General features: G+C 69.9%; 18 protein-coding genes. 9 read left to right on the forward strand and 9 right to left on the reverse strand.

What is annotated here, in order from left to right:
• Nucleotides 1–88 precede the first annotated feature (88 nt).
• Nucleotides 89–1,183: an ionic transporter y4hA gene (locus AB0H56_RS31410; RefSeq protein WP_357170279.1), complete on the reverse strand. Its 1,095-nt coding sequence runs from the start codon at nucleotides 1,181–1,183 to the stop codon at nucleotides 89–91.
• A gap of 102 nt (nucleotides 1,184–1,285) precedes the next feature.
• Here AB0H56_RS31410 and AB0H56_RS31415 point away from each other — a divergent pair, with 102 nt between their 5' ends.
• The 4 genes from AB0H56_RS31415 to AB0H56_RS31430 all read left to right on the forward strand — a co-directional run bounded on the left by AB0H56_RS31415 (nucleotide 1,286) and on the right by AB0H56_RS31430 (nucleotide 3,953).
• The gene (locus AB0H56_RS31415; protein ID WP_357170282.1) at nucleotides 1,286–1,942 is read left to right on the forward strand and encodes a PhoU domain-containing protein; all 657 of its coding nucleotides are present in this window, start codon (nucleotides 1,286–1,288) and stop codon (nucleotides 1,940–1,942) included.
• 205 nt (nucleotides 1,943–2,147) lie between these two features.
• The gene (locus AB0H56_RS31420; RefSeq protein ID WP_357170285.1) at nucleotides 2,148–2,933 is read left to right on the forward strand and encodes an HNH endonuclease family protein; all 786 of its coding nucleotides are present in this window, start codon (nucleotides 2,148–2,150) and stop codon (nucleotides 2,931–2,933) included.
• A 35-nt stretch (nucleotides 2,934–2,968) separates the two neighbouring features.
• Nucleotides 2,969–3,193, forward strand: a complete 225-nt coding sequence (locus AB0H56_RS31425; protein ID WP_357170288.1) for a hypothetical protein — start codon at nucleotides 2,969–2,971, stop codon at nucleotides 3,191–3,193.
• Between the two features lie 25 nt (nucleotides 3,194–3,218).
• On the forward strand, nucleotides 3,219–3,953 hold the full coding sequence (locus AB0H56_RS31430; protein ID WP_357170291.1) for a phosphatase PAP2 family protein: 735 nt from the start codon (nucleotides 3,219–3,221) through the stop codon (nucleotides 3,951–3,953).
• Nucleotides 3,954–3,978: 25 nt separating this feature from the next.
• Here the strand turns inward: AB0H56_RS31430 and AB0H56_RS31435 are convergent, their stop codons facing one another.
• The 4 genes from AB0H56_RS31435 to AB0H56_RS31450 form a co-directional block, all read right to left on the reverse strand.
• Entirely contained in the window at nucleotides 3,979–5,202 is a 1,224-nt protein-coding gene (locus tag AB0H56_RS31435) for an FAD-dependent monooxygenase (RefSeq protein ID WP_357170294.1), read from the reverse strand.
• Nucleotides 5,203–5,359: 157 nt separating this feature from the next.
• Entirely contained in the window at nucleotides 5,360–6,001 is a 642-nt protein-coding gene (locus AB0H56_RS31440; protein WP_357170297.1) for a PadR family transcriptional regulator, read from the reverse strand.
• 55 nt (nucleotides 6,002–6,056) lie between these two features.
• Nucleotides 6,057–8,084, reverse strand: a complete 2,028-nt coding sequence (locus AB0H56_RS31445) for an MDR family MFS transporter (protein ID WP_357170301.1) — start codon at nucleotides 8,082–8,084, stop codon at nucleotides 6,057–6,059.
• Nucleotides 8,085–8,152: 68 nt separating this feature from the next.
• On the reverse strand, nucleotides 8,153–8,785 hold the full coding sequence (locus tag AB0H56_RS31450) for a TetR family transcriptional regulator (RefSeq protein WP_357170304.1): 633 nt from the start codon (nucleotides 8,783–8,785) through the stop codon (nucleotides 8,153–8,155).
• A gap of 108 nt (nucleotides 8,786–8,893) precedes the next feature.
• Here AB0H56_RS31450 and AB0H56_RS31455 point away from each other — a divergent pair, with 108 nt between their 5' ends.
• The 5 genes from AB0H56_RS31455 to AB0H56_RS31475 all read left to right on the forward strand — a co-directional run bounded on the left by AB0H56_RS31455 (nucleotide 8,894) and on the right by AB0H56_RS31475 (nucleotide 11,934).
• The gene (locus AB0H56_RS31455; RefSeq protein WP_357170306.1) at nucleotides 8,894–9,175 is read left to right on the forward strand and encodes a hypothetical protein; all 282 of its coding nucleotides are present in this window, start codon (nucleotides 8,894–8,896) and stop codon (nucleotides 9,173–9,175) included.
• A 71-nt stretch (nucleotides 9,176–9,246) separates the two neighbouring features.
• On the forward strand, nucleotides 9,247–10,167 hold the full coding sequence (locus tag AB0H56_RS31460) for a sigma-70 family RNA polymerase sigma factor (protein WP_357170309.1): 921 nt from the start codon (nucleotides 9,247–9,249) through the stop codon (nucleotides 10,165–10,167).
• A gap of 40 nt (nucleotides 10,168–10,207) precedes the next feature.
• Nucleotides 10,208–11,083: an oxidoreductase gene (locus tag AB0H56_RS31465; RefSeq protein ID WP_357170312.1), complete on the forward strand. Its 876-nt coding sequence runs from the start codon at nucleotides 10,208–10,210 to the stop codon at nucleotides 11,081–11,083.
• Between the two features lie 42 nt (nucleotides 11,084–11,125).
• Nucleotides 11,126–11,566 (forward strand): transcriptional regulator, encoded by a 441-nt coding sequence (locus AB0H56_RS31470; RefSeq protein ID WP_357170315.1) that lies wholly within the window; start codon nucleotides 11,126–11,128, stop codon nucleotides 11,564–11,566.
• A 68-nt stretch (nucleotides 11,567–11,634) separates the two neighbouring features.
• Nucleotides 11,635–11,934: a DUF3817 domain-containing protein gene (locus AB0H56_RS31475; protein ID WP_357170336.1), complete on the forward strand. Its 300-nt coding sequence runs from the start codon at nucleotides 11,635–11,637 to the stop codon at nucleotides 11,932–11,934.
• 135 nt (nucleotides 11,935–12,069) lie between these two features.
• Here AB0H56_RS31475 and rdgB read toward each other — a convergent pair whose 3' ends face one another.
• The 4 genes from rdgB to AB0H56_RS31495 all read right to left on the reverse strand — a co-directional run bounded on the left by rdgB (nucleotide 12,070) and on the right by AB0H56_RS31495 (nucleotide 15,042).
• A complete protein-coding gene (rdgB, locus tag AB0H56_RS31480; RefSeq protein ID WP_357170318.1) occupies nucleotides 12,070–12,675 on the reverse strand; it encodes an RdgB/HAM1 family non-canonical purine NTP pyrophosphatase in 606 nt (201 codons plus the stop codon).
• Nucleotides 12,676–12,678: 3 nt separating this feature from the next.
• Nucleotides 12,679–13,443: a ribonuclease PH gene (rph, locus tag AB0H56_RS31485; RefSeq protein WP_357170321.1), complete on the reverse strand. Its 765-nt coding sequence runs from the start codon at nucleotides 13,441–13,443 to the stop codon at nucleotides 12,679–12,681.
• A gap of 44 nt (nucleotides 13,444–13,487) precedes the next feature.
• Nucleotides 13,488–14,252 (reverse strand): cyclic nucleotide-degrading phosphodiesterase, encoded by a 765-nt coding sequence (locus AB0H56_RS31490; RefSeq protein ID WP_357170324.1) that lies wholly within the window; start codon nucleotides 14,250–14,252, stop codon nucleotides 13,488–13,490.
• Nucleotides 14,253–14,322: 70 nt separating this feature from the next.
• Nucleotides 14,323–15,042: a rhomboid family intramembrane serine protease gene (locus AB0H56_RS31495; protein ID WP_357170327.1), complete on the reverse strand. Its 720-nt coding sequence runs from the start codon at nucleotides 15,040–15,042 to the stop codon at nucleotides 14,323–14,325.
• Nucleotides 15,043–15,233: the final 191 nt, after the last annotated feature.

A 15,233-nucleotide genomic window follows, 5' to 3' on the forward strand; every position in this document is an offset into this window, starting at 1 on the left:
CACAACAAAATTTCGGGGTAGTGACCCTCGTCGCTTTTCCGCGGTTTCCATGACAGGACACCACCCCATGTGATCCGCAACACTCCAGCTACGGGCTTGCGGCCAGGAACACGAAAGCCGCGAACAACGCCAGGTGAACGCCACCCTGCAGCAGGGTGGCGCGGCCGGGCACGATGGTCAGCGTGCCGACCACGACGGTCAGCGCGAGCAGCACCATCTGCGTGGCGCCGAGACCGAGCACCAGCGGACCGCTCAGCCACATGGTCGCCAGCGCGATCACCGGAATCGTGAGTCCGATACTGGCCATGGCCGAGCCGAGGGCCAGGTTCAGCCCGATCTGCACCTGATTGCGGCGCGCGGAATTGAACGCGGCCAGCGTCTCCGGCAGCAGCACGAGCATGGCGATCGCCACGCCGACCGCCGAGGGCGGCAGACCGGCCGCGGCCACACCCCGCTCCAGCGCGGGCGAGACCACCTTCGCCAGGCCGACCACGCAGACCAGCGCCAGTAACAGCAGACCCAAGCTGATCACCGCGGTCCGGTTGGACGGCGTGGTGTCGTGGCCGGTACCGGCGTCGTCGACGGCCCCCGCCTCCTCCACCGGGAGGAAATCGTCGGGGTGGCGCACCGTCTGCACCATCACGAACAGCAGGTACAGGGCCAGCGAGGCGACCGCGGCGAAGGCCAGCTGCGCGGGCGAGAACTCCGGGCCCGGCTTGCTGGTGGTGAAGGTCGGCAGCACCAGGCTCAGCGTCGCCAGGGTCGCGACGGTGGCCAGCGCGGCGCCGGTGCCCTCGGAGTTGAAGACCGCGACCCGCCTGCGCAGCGCGCCGACCAGCAGTACCAGACCGAAGATGCCGTTACAGGTGATCATCACCGCGGCGAAGACGGTGTCACGGGCCAGTGACGCCGCCTTGTCGCCTCCGGAGATCATCATCGTCACGATCAGTGCCACTTCGATCACGGTGACGGCCACGGCGAGCACCAGCGCGCCGAACGGTTCACCGACCCGGTGCGCGACCACTTCCGCGTGGAAGACCGCGGCCAGCACCGCACCGATGAGCGCGATGTCGACCAGCACCACCACGACGCCCGGTATGTCCCGCCCCCAGGTCGCGGCGAGCACGAGGGCGGCGAATATCGGGATGTACAGGGTCCATCTGGTCCTCAGCGCGGCAATCATGATCTCCATCGTCCCAGCTGCGCGCGAGTGCACCCCGCTACGCGGCCGCGAAGATCACCGGATGGATTCCCCGGATCGCCCCGATGGGGAACAATTCAGCGCGTGCGGACCCAGTTCACCCTCGAGCTCGTTGCCCTGTCCAACGATCTCACCCTGATGTCGCGCCTCGCCCACGATTCGACACAGCGGGTCACCGAGGCTCTCGCCGGCGCCGACCTCACCGCGGCCTACGAGGTCTTCGCGCTCGACGAACAGCTCCAGGAGATGTTCGCGGCCTGCGAGAATCGCACGATGGCGCTGCTGGCCCTGCAGGCGCCGGTCGCGCGCGACCTACGCCACGTGGTGACCGCGATCCAGATCGCCGGGGAACTCTCACGCATCGGACGGCGCACCGAAACCGCCGGTCAGTACGTGTATCGGGCGCATCCGCGCGCGGTCGCGCCGGAGCCGGTCGTCGACCAGCTGGTGGCGATGGGCACCCTCACCGCCGAATGCGTTGCGCGCGTCGGCGCTTCGGTGGCGACCGGCCGATTCGTCGCCGACGACGGCACCGCGGCGGCGGCCATGGAGCAGCGGTGCCGCGAGCTGCGCACGATGCTCTCGACCACCGAGACCGGCGTCGACACCGGCGCGGCGATCGATCTGGCCTTGCTGGGCAGTCAATTCCAGCGCTGCGTCGACCACGCCGCCCGCGTCGCCCGGCTGATCCGCTTCCTGGACACCGGAATCCCGCCGGAGACCGGTACCCTGCCCGACTGACTCCCACCCGCGATGTGATGTCGGTCACTCCGGGTTTACGCCGTGTTCCAGCAGGTCACCTCCGTCGATAGGTGAACGCTATTGAGCCGCAATTCCTTTGCGCTGTCCTGTGCCGAAGGTCATAGCCGACAATCGGATACGACGCCGCGCGCGGCCGTTAGGTTGTGCCGGTTCATTTTCGACGAAGCGTGTGGGTGGTACGGGCATGAAGTGGTCCTCGATCGGTGGCTCTCCTCTGGGCCGGGCGCTGTTGGCGCTGGCAGGCGCGGTGCTGCTCGCCGTCGTGCTCACCGTCGCGAATTCGTTGCTGGACAAGGTGAGTCCCACCGCGCCGGGGCCGGGGTCGGCGACCGCTGCGACGGTCTCGGGCAAGGAGATCGGCGACCTGATCGGCAAGCTCGTCGTCGCGAAGGAAGGCCCGATGACGGGCTACACGCGCGAACAGTTCCCGCACTGGGACACCAACAAGCCCGAGCACGGCTTCACCGGCGAGCTGGCCCAGTACGCCAAGTGCACCAGCCGCGAGGTGATGATGCTGCGCGATGCCACCGGCGGGGTCACCCTCGACGCGAAAACCTGTGAGCTGAAGGTGCCTTCGGGCGCGGGCTGGCAGGACCACTACGGGTTCATCGACAAGAAGACCGGGCAGCTCGGCCCGTACAAGTTCATGACCGACCCGTCCAAGGTCGACGCCGAACACATCGTCGCGCTCGCCGAGGCCTGGCGCTCCGGCGCCGCCGACCGCGACGAGGACACCCGCAGGCGCATCGCGAACGACTCGATGAACCTGGTCGCCGCCGACCCGTCGGCCAACCGCTCCAAGGGCGACCAGGACCCCGCGAACTACCTGCCGCCGGGCGAATTCCGGTGCGCCTATGTCGAGCATTACGTGAAGGTCAAGATAAAGTACGCCCTGACCGTTGATACCGCCGAGCACACCGCGTTGCGCACCGCAGTCGACGACTGCCTCCGCCGAGGAGAGTTCAAATAAGCGAGACGATCGAGATCACCGCCGAGAGCGCCGTCATGACCGAAGAGGAAGGGACGGTGTCCGGCGAGCTCGACGTCATGCTCGACGACGCGGGCCACGGTCTCGTCCGCTATCGCGGCACCGACACCTGGTACACCATCGGCAACATCGAGGGTGAGCCGCCGCGGGTGTGGGACAGCGTCGCCGACCTGGTGAAGGCGATCAAGAAGATCGCCGGCACCCGCGATGTGGCCGGAAACACCGTGGTCTTCGAGGCCTGACGCCGCGCCTGGCAATCTGGTAGTTATGCCGATTGCCTCTTTCCGACCCCCCACCTGTGAGCTCGCGTGGTCGACGCTGGGCCGCAGGCTGCCGCTGGCCGCGACGCTGCTGGCCGTCGCCCTGACGCTCGTCGGCGTGCTCACCTGGCAGGTCAACAACGACGCCGGGATCATCCGGATCGATCCGAGAGTGCTCGACTGGATGATCGCCCATCGCGGCGAGCCGCTCACCTCGATCGCCCGGTTCGTCACCGATCTGGGCGACACCCTGTCGATGACGATCCTCGCCACGCTCACCGTCGCGTGGTTCGCCGCGCGCCGGGACTGGGCGACGGTGGCGCTCGTCGCGCTCACCTCCGCGGGCGCCGGCGTGCTCGTGGTGGTGATCAAGCGGCTCGTCGGCAGGCACCGGCCGCCGGAGGTGTCCCGGCTGGTGGCCGAGCCGAGCCTGTCGTATCCGTCCGGCCACACGCTCGGCACCACCGTGGTGGTGGGCATCGTCGCGCTGACCGTGATCCCCGGCCTGCGCCGCCGGTGGCTGCGCGTGGCAGCCACCGTGTTCGCGGTGCTGTTCCCTATCGCGGTGGGCCTGTCCCGGATCTACCTGGGGGTGCACTGGTCCACCGATGTGCTGGCGGGCTGGATCTTCGGCCTGGCCTGGCTCACCCTGTGCGTCACCGTCTTCGCCTGGGTGTACCGCGAACACTTCGCCCCGACCGGCCCGATCGACGCGCCGGTCGCCACGTCCGGGCAGCGCTAGCTCACCGTGCCGTGGAAGACGGCTGTCACCGCCTCGATCCGCGCTCCGCGGTGCGCAGTTCCCGCTGTACCGGGGCGTCCCAGTCGATGCGGTAGCGGCGTTCGCCACCCATCGTCTTCTCCGGGTTCATCACCGTCCGCACCATCAGCGGCATCATCGCGTTCATCACCTTCCGGGCGAACGGGCCGGGCGTCTTGCTGTGGTTGATCTTGGCGGCGCGGGCGGTGATGCCCTCCACCCGGGACCGGCGCAACTGTTCGTAGGCCGCGAACGCCTCGGTGGGCGCATCGATGTCGCGCAGACAGCGGGCCAGCTGGACCGCGCTCTCGATCGCCAGCGAGGCGCCCTGCCCTGAACTGTTGGACGGCGCGTGCACCGCGTCACCGACCAGCACCATCCGGTCGCGGTACCAGTGCGGCACCGGCGGCATGATGTGCAGCGCCCCGGTGATCTCCAGGTTCTCGGCCGTGGTGCGGCGCGCGAATTCGCCGCCGGGGGTGTCGGGCGCGTAGGTCTCGCGCAGGATCCGCAGCCACTGCTCGGCCGGGACCGCGCGGGCCTCGGTCAACGACAGATACTGCTTGCTCGGCAGATTCGCGCCCCAGGTGACGTGCCCGTCGGCCGCCTTCCAGTACAGGTAGTAGGCCTTGGCGCCGAACGCGAACACCATGGTGTCGTCGGGCAGGTCGAGGTCGTACTCGACGCGCGCGCCGAATCCGAGCATGCCGGTGTAGCCGGGGCCGGGCGCGGCCGGGTCGATGAGTCCGCGCACGGTGGACCGGATGCCGTCGGCGCCGATCAGGATGTCGGCGGTCGCGGTGGTGCCGTCGGTGAAGTGGGCGGTGATGCCGTCGGCGTGCTCGTCGACCCGGACCAGCCGTTTGTCGTAGGTGAACGGCACTCCGGCCGCGACCGCGTGATCGTGCAGCACGCGGTGCAACTCCCCGCGATCGACGACCTGCAGCGGCGGTTGATCGGCCAGGACCGGCAGGATGTGCTCGCGGCCGCCGACGGACAGTCGCGACCCGGCGACGGGGAGCGCGATGGCGCGCACCGCGTCACCTGCGCCGAGCAGGTCGAGCGCGGCGATGCCGTTGGGGGCGAGCGCGAGCCCGGAGCCGATGCCCTCGGAAGGGCCCGAATAGGCCTCGTACACCGGGGCATCGATGCCCGCTGCGCGCAGGGCGGTGGCGACGACGGGTCCGGCGATGCCGCCGCCGATGACGAGTGCGGAACGAGTGGTGGACATGGGTGATCTCCAGATCTGATCTGCGCGTCACCCAGCTATCCTGTGGTTGCCAGCCTCGAGGCCGGGTGCGCGTGCGTACTGCGGGTGTCGGGACGGTTCCCGGGCTCGGTGGGGTGTTGCCGCACACCACCGGGTCCGGGTTTTCTGAGTGCGGGAGCTAGTCGTTCCCCCTTTCGCCGAGCTCGGCGATCCGCGCGGCGGGCATGCCCTCGGCATGCCACTGCTGCCAGCGGTCGAGTCCGTCGAACGTGCCGTCGCGCAGTTCCTCGCGCAGGGCGCGCGTCCATGCCGCTTCGGCCTCCAGCATCGCCAGCCCGTACTCGGATTCGATGACGAACAGCCGGGGCAGCGTGCCGGTCAATGCGGCGAGGTCGGCGCTCGTGCGCGCGATGATCTGGTCGAGCGCGGCGATCCGGTCACCGAGCAGTTCGATCACCTCGTCGGGCGGGAGGACGGCCAGCACGGACAGGCCTGCGATGAACCGGCGGGCCTCGGGTTCGGGCGCAGCGATCAGTTCCCTGGTCCAGTCGGCCATCTCGGCGCGGCCCGCGTCGGTGATCCGGTAGATCACCCGTTCCGGCCTGGCGCCGTCGCGTTCACTGCCGACGACCTCGAGGAATCCGGCCTTCGCCATGTTCTGGACCACCGTGTAGAGCGAACCCCACTTGATGTCCATGTCCTTGTCTTTGCCGTGGGCGCGCAGGGTGGCGGCGATCTCGTACCGGTGCATCGGCCGCTGCACGATCACCGACAGCACGGCGAGCGCCAGCAGGTTGTTCACCTTGCGCTTCGTGGCCATGACCGCCTCCTTACTCGTCTACGAATATACGTCTACGAGTATTCGGCTGACAAGGTCAGACCTTCACCGGCTCGGCGTCGGCGCCTTGTTCGAGCAGCTTGCCCGCGATGTTCGACAGGGCCTCGTCGAGCAGCGCGCGGTCGGCGGGGTCCTGGTAGTTCCAGTCGTCGAGACGGTCGCCGAGCCAGCGGCGCCAGCCGGTGCGCAGCAGCTCGACCTCGGTGTCGCCGTGCTCGGTCAGCGACAGGGTGCCCGTTGCGTCGCGCAGCAGACCGTCGTCGACCGCGCGCCGGAAGACCGGCGAGAGCACCTCCACCGGCAGCCGGTGGCGGAACGCGATGGCGTACACCGTGGCCGGTTGCCCCTGCTTGCCGTAGAGGTAGACCTGCGCCAGCGCCCACGCGGTGTCGGGGCTCAGCCTGCTGCCCGCCGCGGAGATCAGTTCCGGGATGATCGGTTTCTGGGCCCGCGCCTTGCGCACGGTCGCCGCGACCGCCCGTTCCAGCTGCACCACCCGGTCGTCGGAGTCGGGCATCGAGAAGCCCTCGCCGATGTCGCCCGCGCCGTGCCTGGCGCTGTCGCGCAGCCGTACCTGCGGCAGGAACCAGGCGACGACGAACCCGATCAGCGCCACCGGGATCACCCAGCGGAAGACGTAGTTGATCGAGTCGGCGTAGGCGTCGATGATCGGCGCGGCCCGCTCGATCGGCAGTTCGCGCAGGACCTGCGGATTCGCCGCCGCCTCGGGCGGGACGCCGGGTGACTGCCGCAGCGCCTCGGTGAGCGCGGGCCCGCTCTTGTTGGTGTAGAGGGTGCCGAACACCGCGGTGCCGAAGGCGCTACCGAGGGTGCGGAAGAAGGTCACGCCCGAGGTGGCGGTGCCGAGGTCGGCGTAGGGCACCGTGTTCTGCACGACGATGGTGAGCACCTGCATGGACAGGCCCAGGCCCGCGCCCAGGATCAGCATGTACAGCGATTCCAGCCACACGCTGGTTTCGCGGCCCATCGTCGACATCAGGGCCAAGCCGAGCGCCATCACCGCCATGCCGACGATCGGGAAATAGCGGTAGCGCCCGGTCCGCCCGACCACCTGCCCGGAGAAGACCGAGGTGATGAACAGGCCGACGACCAGCGGCAAGGTGCGCACGCCCGACACCGTGGCCGTCGCGCCGTCGACGTACTGCAGGTAGGCGGGCAGATAGGTCATCGAGCCGAGCATGGCGAAGCCGACGATGAAGCTGAGCACCGAGGACACCGTGAACACCCGGCTGCGGAACAGCCGCATCGGCAGCATCGGCGCCACCGCCCGGTTCTCCACCAGCACGAAGCCGATCAGCAACGCCACCGCCAGCACGAACAGCCCGATGATCTGCCAGGAGCCCCACGGATACTCGTTGCCGCCGAATTCGAGCCCGAGGATCAGCGCCGAGACGCCGAGCGCGACGAGCCCGATCCCGAGGTAGTCGATCACCGGCCGCACGACCGAGCGCAGCCGCGGCAGAGTCCGCGCGGCCATCGCGATCATCAGGATCGCCAGCGGCACGTTGACATAGAAGCACCAGCGCCAGCTCGCGTGATCGGTGAACAGCCCGCCCAGGGTCGGACCGACGACGGTGGTGATGCCGAAGACCGCGCCGAGCGCGCCCTGATACTTGCCGCGCTCACGCAGCGGAATGGTGTCGGCGATCAGCGCCATCGAGGTGACCATCAGCCCACCGGCGCCGACGCCCTGGATGCCCCTGGCCAGGATCAGCACGGCCATGCCCGGCGCGAGCCCGGCCAGCGCCGAACCAACGATGAAGATCAGGCCGCTCACCTGGAAGAGCAGTTTGCGGCCGAACAGGTCACCGAGTTTGCCCGCGAGCACGGTCGCGACCGCCTCGGCGAGCAGGTAGGCGGTCACCACCCAGGCCATGTGTCCCGCGCTGCCGAGATCGGCCACGATCGAGGGCAGCGCGGCCGAGACGATGGTCTGGTCGAGGGCGGCCATGAGCATGCCGAGCACGACCGTCGCGAAGATGACGTTGATCTTGGCCTTGCTCATCGGCGCGACGGGTTCGTCTACAGCGACACCATCCGGCATGGCCCCAGTATGGGCTTTCCCGCCGCGGCAGGGACTTCAGTGACACGGCAGCAAATCGTCAACGATCCTCAGCGCACGGCGTACCCGGCGAGCCCCGGTTCGAGCCTGTCGAAGGCGACGCGCGCGTATTCGGCCATGGCCGTGGCGATCTCGTCGTTGGGCTCGTCGGCCAGGGTGCGGCGCAGGATCTCCTCGAACAGCACCCGGTGCACGCCGGCGAGCTGGGCCGCGGCCACCCGCGGCGTGATGTCCCCCGGCGCGGCGCCGGTGTCCTCGGCCAGCGCGCGGGCCAGCGCGGTCTCGCGGTCCTCGTTGAACTCGCGCAGGCGCGCCACCAGCGCGGGACTGTCGGTGATCATCTTCGCGAACGGCCTGCCGCTGAATCCGATCACCGGGTCCTGCGCCGCCACCGCCGCGAGGTAGGCGCGGCGCAGGGCGGCCAGCGCGGATTCGCCCGGCGCGCGATCGCGCACGACCGCGGCGAGTTGTCCGGCGTAGACCTCGCCCAGGTCGAGGGCGAGGTCCTCCTTGCGCGGGAAGTAGTTGGTGACGGTCATCTTGGCCACCTCGGCGGCCGCGGCGACGTCGGCGATGGTCACCCGGTCGAAGCCGCGGGCCAGGAACAGCTCGGTCGCCCGGTGCGAGATCTGCTCCCTGGTCTGCTGTTTCTTCCTGGCTCGGAGGCCCTGCTGCGTGGTCATGCCATCACCATAGCTGAAGTCGTCATAAATTTATGCTTGACATATTTTTAGGTCGGTTCTAAGTTTGTGTTCGTCGCCGAGCGCGACACCGATCGAAGGAGACAGCGCATGCCGCACGGACCCGATATCGCCGCCCGACCCCGACTCATCCGCACCACCGACGAAGGAGCAGCCGATATGGCCCGATACACGACGATGCGACCAACCCTCGACGACACGGTCCGCGCGATCCTGACCGCGTCCGACACTCCGCCGAGCCCGCGCCGCACCGGCACGCCCGACCGCGCGAGCTACCCGGTGTCCCGGCGTCGCGGCGCAGGCTCGGCCATCCGCGGAGCGCAGACCAGGTCGACGACCGTGCGCAAGCCGCTACGGATTCCCGGCCGCTGATGCCGCCAGGGTGGGGGCGATGCATCGCCCCCACCCCTCTCCCCCGAACCCGCCGCTGCCTGGGAGTTCTCTTGCCTGTCACCACCGATCCCGTCCGCGACTACCTGACCGCCATCGCCCGCACTCCCCTGCTCACCCCCGCCGAGGAGCACGCGCTCGCCGTCCGCGTCGCCGCGGGCATCGCGGCACGCGCCGAACTGGCCGAGAACGCCGCGGCCGGCGTCGAACCGAGCGCCGCCCAGCGAGAGCTGCTGCGCCGCACCGAGATCGACGGGCTGCGGGCCAAGGACCAGATGGTGCGCGCGAACCTGCGCCTTGTCGTCTCGATCGCGCGCCGGTTCCCCACGAATACGGGGATGTCGCTGCTGGATCTGATCCAGGAGGGCACGCTCGGCCTGATGCGCGCGGTGGAGAAGTTCGACCACCGGCGCGGGCTCAAGCTCTCGACCTACGCCACCTACTGGATCCGCCAGTCGATCGGTCGCGCGCTGACCGATCAGGGTAGGACGATCCGGCTGCCCTCGAACGTGGCCGACGTGCTGCACCGGGTGACCCGGGTGCGGCGCGAGCTCACCCATCAGCTGGGCCGCTCGGTCACCGTCGAGGAGCTGGCCGCGGCCGCCGAGCTCACCGTCGCCCAGGTCGAGGCGATGCTGCGGTACGAGGCCGAGCCGGTGTCGCTGCACGCGCCCGTCGGCGAGGACACCGAACTCGGCGCCCTGCTCCCCGATGCCGCGCCCGCGCCCGCCGAGGTGGTCGCGCGGCGGATGATCCCCGGTCATCTCGCCGCCGCGCTGGCCGGGCTCACCGAGCGCGAGTCGGCGGTGATCCGGCTGCGCTACGGCCTGGATCGCGGCGAGGGCCGCACGCTGGAGGAGGTGGGATCCGAACTCGGCGTCTCCCGGGAGCGGGCCCGCCAGATCGAGGCGAAGGCGATGACCAAGCTCCGAAGGCCCGCCTGCGCCCGTACGCTGGCGGGGCTGCTCGACTGAACCCTATGCGCCGATCTTACCGAAGAGTAAGATCCGGGCCATGGCATGGAAACCAACTGACATCGCGGACCAGACCGGGCGCACGTTCGTGATCACCGGGGCCAACGGCGGCCTCGGTGCCGAAACCACCAGGGTGCTGGCAGGCAAGGGTGCCACCGTGATCATGGCCTGCCGCAACGCGGCCAAGGCCCAGCCGATCGCCGACGCCATCCCCGGCGACGTCCGCGTGGCCGCCCTCGACCTGGCCGACCTGGCTTCCGTGCGCGCGTTCGCCGAGCAGCAGGGCGAGTTCGACGTGCTGATCAACAACGCGGGCCTGATGAACATCCCGTTCTCCCGCACCGCCGACGGGTTCGAGACCCAGTTCGGCGTCAACCACCTCGGCCACTTCGCCCTCACCGGCCTGCTGCTGGACAAGATCACCGATCGGGTGGTCACCCTGGCCAGCATCGCCCACAAGCAGACCCCCAAGCTGTGGATCGACGACCTCAACTACGAGAACCGCCGCTACCAGCGCAACCTTGCCTACGCCCAGGCCAAACTGGCCAACCTCATGTTCGGGCGCGAACTCCAGCGCAGGCTCACCGAGGCGGGCTCGACGACGAAGTCCTACGCCGTGCACCCCGGCGTCTCCGCGACCGACCTGTTCGCCCGCACCGAGACCCCGCTCGACCGGGTCAGCAAGCCGTTCATCAAGCTCATCGGCCATCCGCCGGCCAAGGCCGCGCACTCCACCCTGTTCGCCGCGACCGAACCCGACGCCGACCCGACCGTCTACTGGGGTCCGAACCGGTGGATGCAGTCGCAGGGTCCGGTCGAGGCGTGCCCGTCGAGCGGCATCTCGCGCGATCCGCAGCTGCTGCGCAGGCTGTGGACCGAATCCGAGCGGATGACGGGGATCACCTACAAGTTCTGACCCCGCGACCTGCTCCTACGCCGCCTGTAGTAGGCGGGTACCGTGGAGCGCGTGTCCGCTTCACCCGAACGCCCCGCGCACAACAAGCCGGCCCTGATCGCGCTGGTCGTTGTCGTCGCCGCGGGCTGCCTCGCGCTGGCCTGGTGGCAGTGGGAACGGTTCGAATCGGCGTCGGGCACCGGACAGAATCTCGGCTACGCGCTGCAGTGGCCGCTGTTCGCCGCGTTCGCGGTCTTCGCCTACGTCCGGTTCGTGCGGCTCGAGCGCGAGGCCGAGGAGCCTGCGACCGCACCGGACCGGGCCCGGCCGGAAGCGCCGCGCGAGATCCCCGCCGGGATCCTGCCCGAACGCCCGAAGGCCGCGCCCACCGACGACCCCGAGACGGTCGCCTACAACGCATACCTGGCGAGTCTGCACGCCAACGACATCGACGCGCAGGTCCGCTCGGCCGGGTCGCGCGCCACGGAGAGGAACGCCGGGTGACCACCGACAAAGACACCACCGCACCGTCGCTCGACCAGGATCGGGCGCCCGCGGCGGGCGCCGCCAAGATCCGCCCGGCGCTGCAGCGCTACCGGGTGCTGGCGTGGGTCACCGGCCTGTGGCTGCTGCTGCTCACCATCGAGATGATCGCCAAGTACGGCTTCGGCGTCGACACCCCGAGCTGGATCGCGGTCGTGCACGGCTGGGTGTACTTCGCCTACCTGCTCGTCACGGCCGACCTCGCGGTCAAGGTGCGCTGGCCGATCGGCCGCACCGTCGGCACCCTGATCGCGGGCACCATCCCGCTGCTGTCGTTCTTCGTCGAGCATCGCAACGCCAAAGAGGTCAAAGAGCAGTACAACCTCTGACCCCACCTACGCCGATCGCCGCCGCCCGAACGACCCGGGACGGCGGCGATCGTCGTTTCGGCTGACGACGAGCGCTCGCGTCGGCGTTCAGTCGAGCGGCTCCCGCCGCCCTCGCCTGTGCTGCTCGAGCGCGGCTCAGGCCAGGGCCGACAGTGCGGGGAGCAGCTGGATTAGGGCGCGGCCGCGATGCGAGACGGCGTCCTTCTCGGCGGGGGTGAGCTCGGCCGCACTGCCGGTACCGCCCTCGGGCCAGAACAGCGGGTCGTAGCCGAAGCCACCGTCACCGGACGGCTCGCGCGCGATCCTGCCGCGCCACTCACCACGGACCACGGTGGTGGTGCCGTCGGGCAGCACGAGGGCGCAGGTGGAGACGAACGCCGCGCCGCGCCGCTCGTCGGGGACGTCGCCGAGCTGGCCGAGCAGCAGGGCGTTGTTGGCCTGGTCGTCGCCGTGGCGACCGGACCAGCGGGCCGACAGCACGCCGGGCATCCCGTTGAGCGCGTCCACTTCGATCCCGGAATCATCTGCCACACAGGGCAATCCGGTGGCGACGGCGCCGTCACGGGCCTTGGCGATCGCGTTCTCCTCGAAGGTGGCGCCGGTTTCGGGGGCCTCCTCGTAGGGCGGCACATCGGCCAGGCTCACCAGTTCGATCCCGGCCACGCCCGCCTCGTCGAGGATGCGGCGCAGTTCCTTCAGCTTCTTGGCGTTTCGGCTCGCGACCAGCACACGCACGGCCACGGGCTACTTCTTCCCCGCGGGCTCGGGCAGCACGCCCGGATACGGCAGTGCCAGCGCTTCCTTCTGGACCGCGAACAGCTGCTCGCAGCCTGCCAGTGCGGAATCGAGCAGCTTGTCCAGGGTCGAGCGCGGGAACGTCGCGCCCTCGCCGGTGCCCTGGATCTCGACCAGGGTGCCGGTGTCGGTGGCGACCACGTTCATGTCGACCTCGGCGCGCGAGTCCTCCTCGTAGGGCAGGTCCAGCCGCACCCTGCCGTCGACGACGCCGACGCTCACCGCGGCGATCATGCACGAAATCGGCTGCGGGTCGGCCAGTTTGCCCGCCGCGGCCAGATAGGTGACCGCGTCGGAGAGCGCCACGTAGGCGCCGGTGATGGCGGCGGTACGGGTGCCGCCGTCGGCCTGCAGCACGTCGCAGTCGAGGGCGATGGTGTTCTCGCCGAGCGCGGCCAGGTCGATGCAGGCGCGCAGCGAGCGGCCGATCAGCCTGCTGATCTCCTGGGTGCGGCCACCGACCTTGCCCTTCACCGACTCGCGTCCGCTGCGGGTGTGGGTCGCGGCGGGCAGCATCGCGTATTCCGCGGTGAGCCAGCCCAGTCCGGAATCCCGGCGCCACGGCGGCACACCCTCGGTGACGCTGGCCGTGCACATCACCCTGGTCTGGCCGAACTCCACCAGCACCGATCCCGCCGGATGCGTGGTGAAGCCACGGGTGATCCTTACCTCGCGGAGTTCGTCATCCGCCCTGCCATCGGCTCGTCTCGACACGAGCCTGAGTGTATTGGCCGACGGCGATCCGGGGCGGGCGGGGGCTAGAGGTCGAAGGTTTCGCCCGGTGCCACCGCGTGGACGGGACCGGCGAAGGCCGCCTTGGCCTCGGCGATGACGTCCTCGCGCGACGTCCACGGCGGAATGTGAGTGAGCAGCAGTTCCTTCGCGCCGGCCCGGGTCGCGATCTCGCCCGCCTCGGTGCCCGAAAGGTGAATGCCGGGAGGACGATTCGCCGGGTCGTGGGTCCAGGAGGCCTCGGACATGAGCACATCGGCGCCCTGGGCCAGCTCGACGACGGCATCGCACATCGCGGTGTCGCCGGTGTAGACGAAGACGCGGCCGTCGGCGGCGGTGATCCGCAGGCCGTAGGACTCCGGCGGGTGGTACATGCGGCGGGCTTCGACCGTGTGGCCGGGACCGAACGGCACCGGGACGTTCTCGGCCCAGGCCTGCGAGTCGATCACGTCGGACCAGTCGTCGGTCTCGCCGCCGATCTCGGCGGAGGCGTTGCCGATGCGCAGCGCGGCGTCGGAGGGGCCGCGCACCAGCGCCCTGCCCTGCGGCGGGTTCGGGTGGTAGCGGCGCCAGACCAGCAGCGCGGGCAGGTCGAGGCAGTGGTCCGCGTGCAGGTGGGTGAGGAAGATGTCGACGTCACCCGGGTTCATGTGCTTCTGGAGCGCGCCGAACACGCCGGGACCGAAGTCGATGACGGTCGGCCTCATGTCAGGACCGGTCAGCAGGTACCCCGACGCTGGGGAGTCCGGGCCGGACACGCTGCCCGAGCACCCGAGGACGGTAAGGCGCATGCCCCCATGCTGCCACGACGTGCTGGTGCTCAATGCAGGATCCCCCCCATATTCCAGACCGGACCCCCGGCTACCGCGTTGGTACTGCGCGGCCGACCGATGCTCCACGGCGGCGTCGACGTTCATCACCAGAGAGTACCCAGCCCGCCAGGACTCCACCCACCGCCCCGAAAAGATGTCCCTGCCAAGAAATTAGGGGATCGCTGGGCAGCACGCCCCACAGCATCGAGCCGTAGAACAGGAAGATCACCACGCCGAGCACGATCTGCCCCACATTGCGGGCGAACCAGCCCCGGCAGATCAGATACGTCAGCCAGCCGAACACCAGCGAGGACGCGCCGACGTGCACGCTGCCCGCGGAGCCGGTCAGCCAGGTGCCGACCCCGGCGACCACCCACACGATCGCGGTGGCCGCGATGCCGCGCCCGATCCCGGACAGCAGCACCAGGAACCCGAGCACCAGCAGGGGCAGGGTGTTGGCGAGCAGGTGGTCCCAGCCGCCGTGCAGCAGCGGCGCCCACAGGATGCCGTCGAGCCCGTCGACCTCGCGCGGTTCGATGCCGCCCGCGTCGAGCTGCCCCGCCGCGCCCGCGGGCCGGTCGGCCGAGAGCACCGCGTCCACACCCTCGATCACGTACAGCGACCCGACGAATCCGACGATCACCACGGCCGCGCGCGTCCACGCCGTGACCAGGCCCCGCCGCGCGGGCGGCTGCGCGCCGGTCTGTCCGCGCAGCCCCGCGATCCGATCCGGATCGAACGACGCCCCTACCCCACCGCTCACCGACATCGCCTCCGCTCAGGCCGACCTCCGCGGCCGCTACAGCCAAGGGTACCGACCACACACGACAGCGAGCCCTCGAAACAATCAGCCGCCCGACCCGACCTCGAGGAGGGTCCGCCGCGCAGCGGCGGTCGCGGCCCGTCCCGTCGATCAGGCACCGTTTCGCAAGCGACGCAGGAGCGAGAAACGGTGCCTGA

It is taken from the genome of Nocardia sp. NPDC050717, from assembly GCF_040654275.1.
Taxonomy (GTDB): Bacteria; Actinomycetota; Actinomycetes; order Mycobacteriales; family Mycobacteriaceae; genus Nocardia.

Excerpts from the sequence above, each read along its gene's own strand:
- AB0H56_RS31410 (WP_357170279.1), bottom strand. The coding sequence starts at position 1,183 with ATGATTGCCGCGCTGAGGACCAGATGGACCCTGTACATCCCGATATTC.
- AB0H56_RS31420 (WP_357170285.1), top strand. The coding sequence starts at position 2,148 with ATGAAGTGGTCCTCGATCGGTGGCTCTCCTCTGGGCCGGGCGCTGTTG.
- AB0H56_RS31425 (WP_357170288.1), top strand. The coding sequence starts at position 2,969 with ATGACCGAAGAGGAAGGGACGGTGTCCGGCGAGCTCGACGTCATGCTC.
- AB0H56_RS31430 (WP_357170291.1), top strand. The coding sequence starts at position 3,219 with ATGCCGATTGCCTCTTTCCGACCCCCCACCTGTGAGCTCGCGTGGTCG.
- AB0H56_RS31435 (WP_357170294.1), bottom strand. The coding sequence starts at position 5,202 with ATGTCCACCACTCGTTCCGCACTCGTCATCGGCGGCGGCATCGCCGGA.
- AB0H56_RS31440 (WP_357170297.1), bottom strand. The coding sequence starts at position 6,001 with ATGGCCACGAAGCGCAAGGTGAACAACCTGCTGGCGCTCGCCGTGCTG.
- AB0H56_RS31445 (WP_357170301.1), bottom strand. The coding sequence starts at position 8,084 with ATGCCGGATGGTGTCGCTGTAGACGAACCCGTCGCGCCGATGAGCAAG.
- AB0H56_RS31450 (WP_357170304.1), bottom strand. The coding sequence starts at position 8,785 with ATGACCACGCAGCAGGGCCTCCGAGCCAGGAAGAAACAGCAGACCAGG.
- AB0H56_RS31455 (WP_357170306.1), top strand. The coding sequence starts at position 8,894 with ATGCCGCACGGACCCGATATCGCCGCCCGACCCCGACTCATCCGCACC.
- AB0H56_RS31465 (WP_357170312.1), top strand. The coding sequence starts at position 10,208 with ATGGCATGGAAACCAACTGACATCGCGGACCAGACCGGGCGCACGTTC.
- AB0H56_RS31490 (WP_357170324.1), bottom strand. The coding sequence starts at position 14,252 with ATGCGCCTTACCGTCCTCGGGTGCTCGGGCAGCGTGTCCGGCCCGGAC.
- AB0H56_RS31495 (WP_357170327.1), bottom strand. The coding sequence starts at position 15,042 with ATGTCGGTGAGCGGTGGGGTAGGGGCGTCGTTCGATCCGGATCGGATC.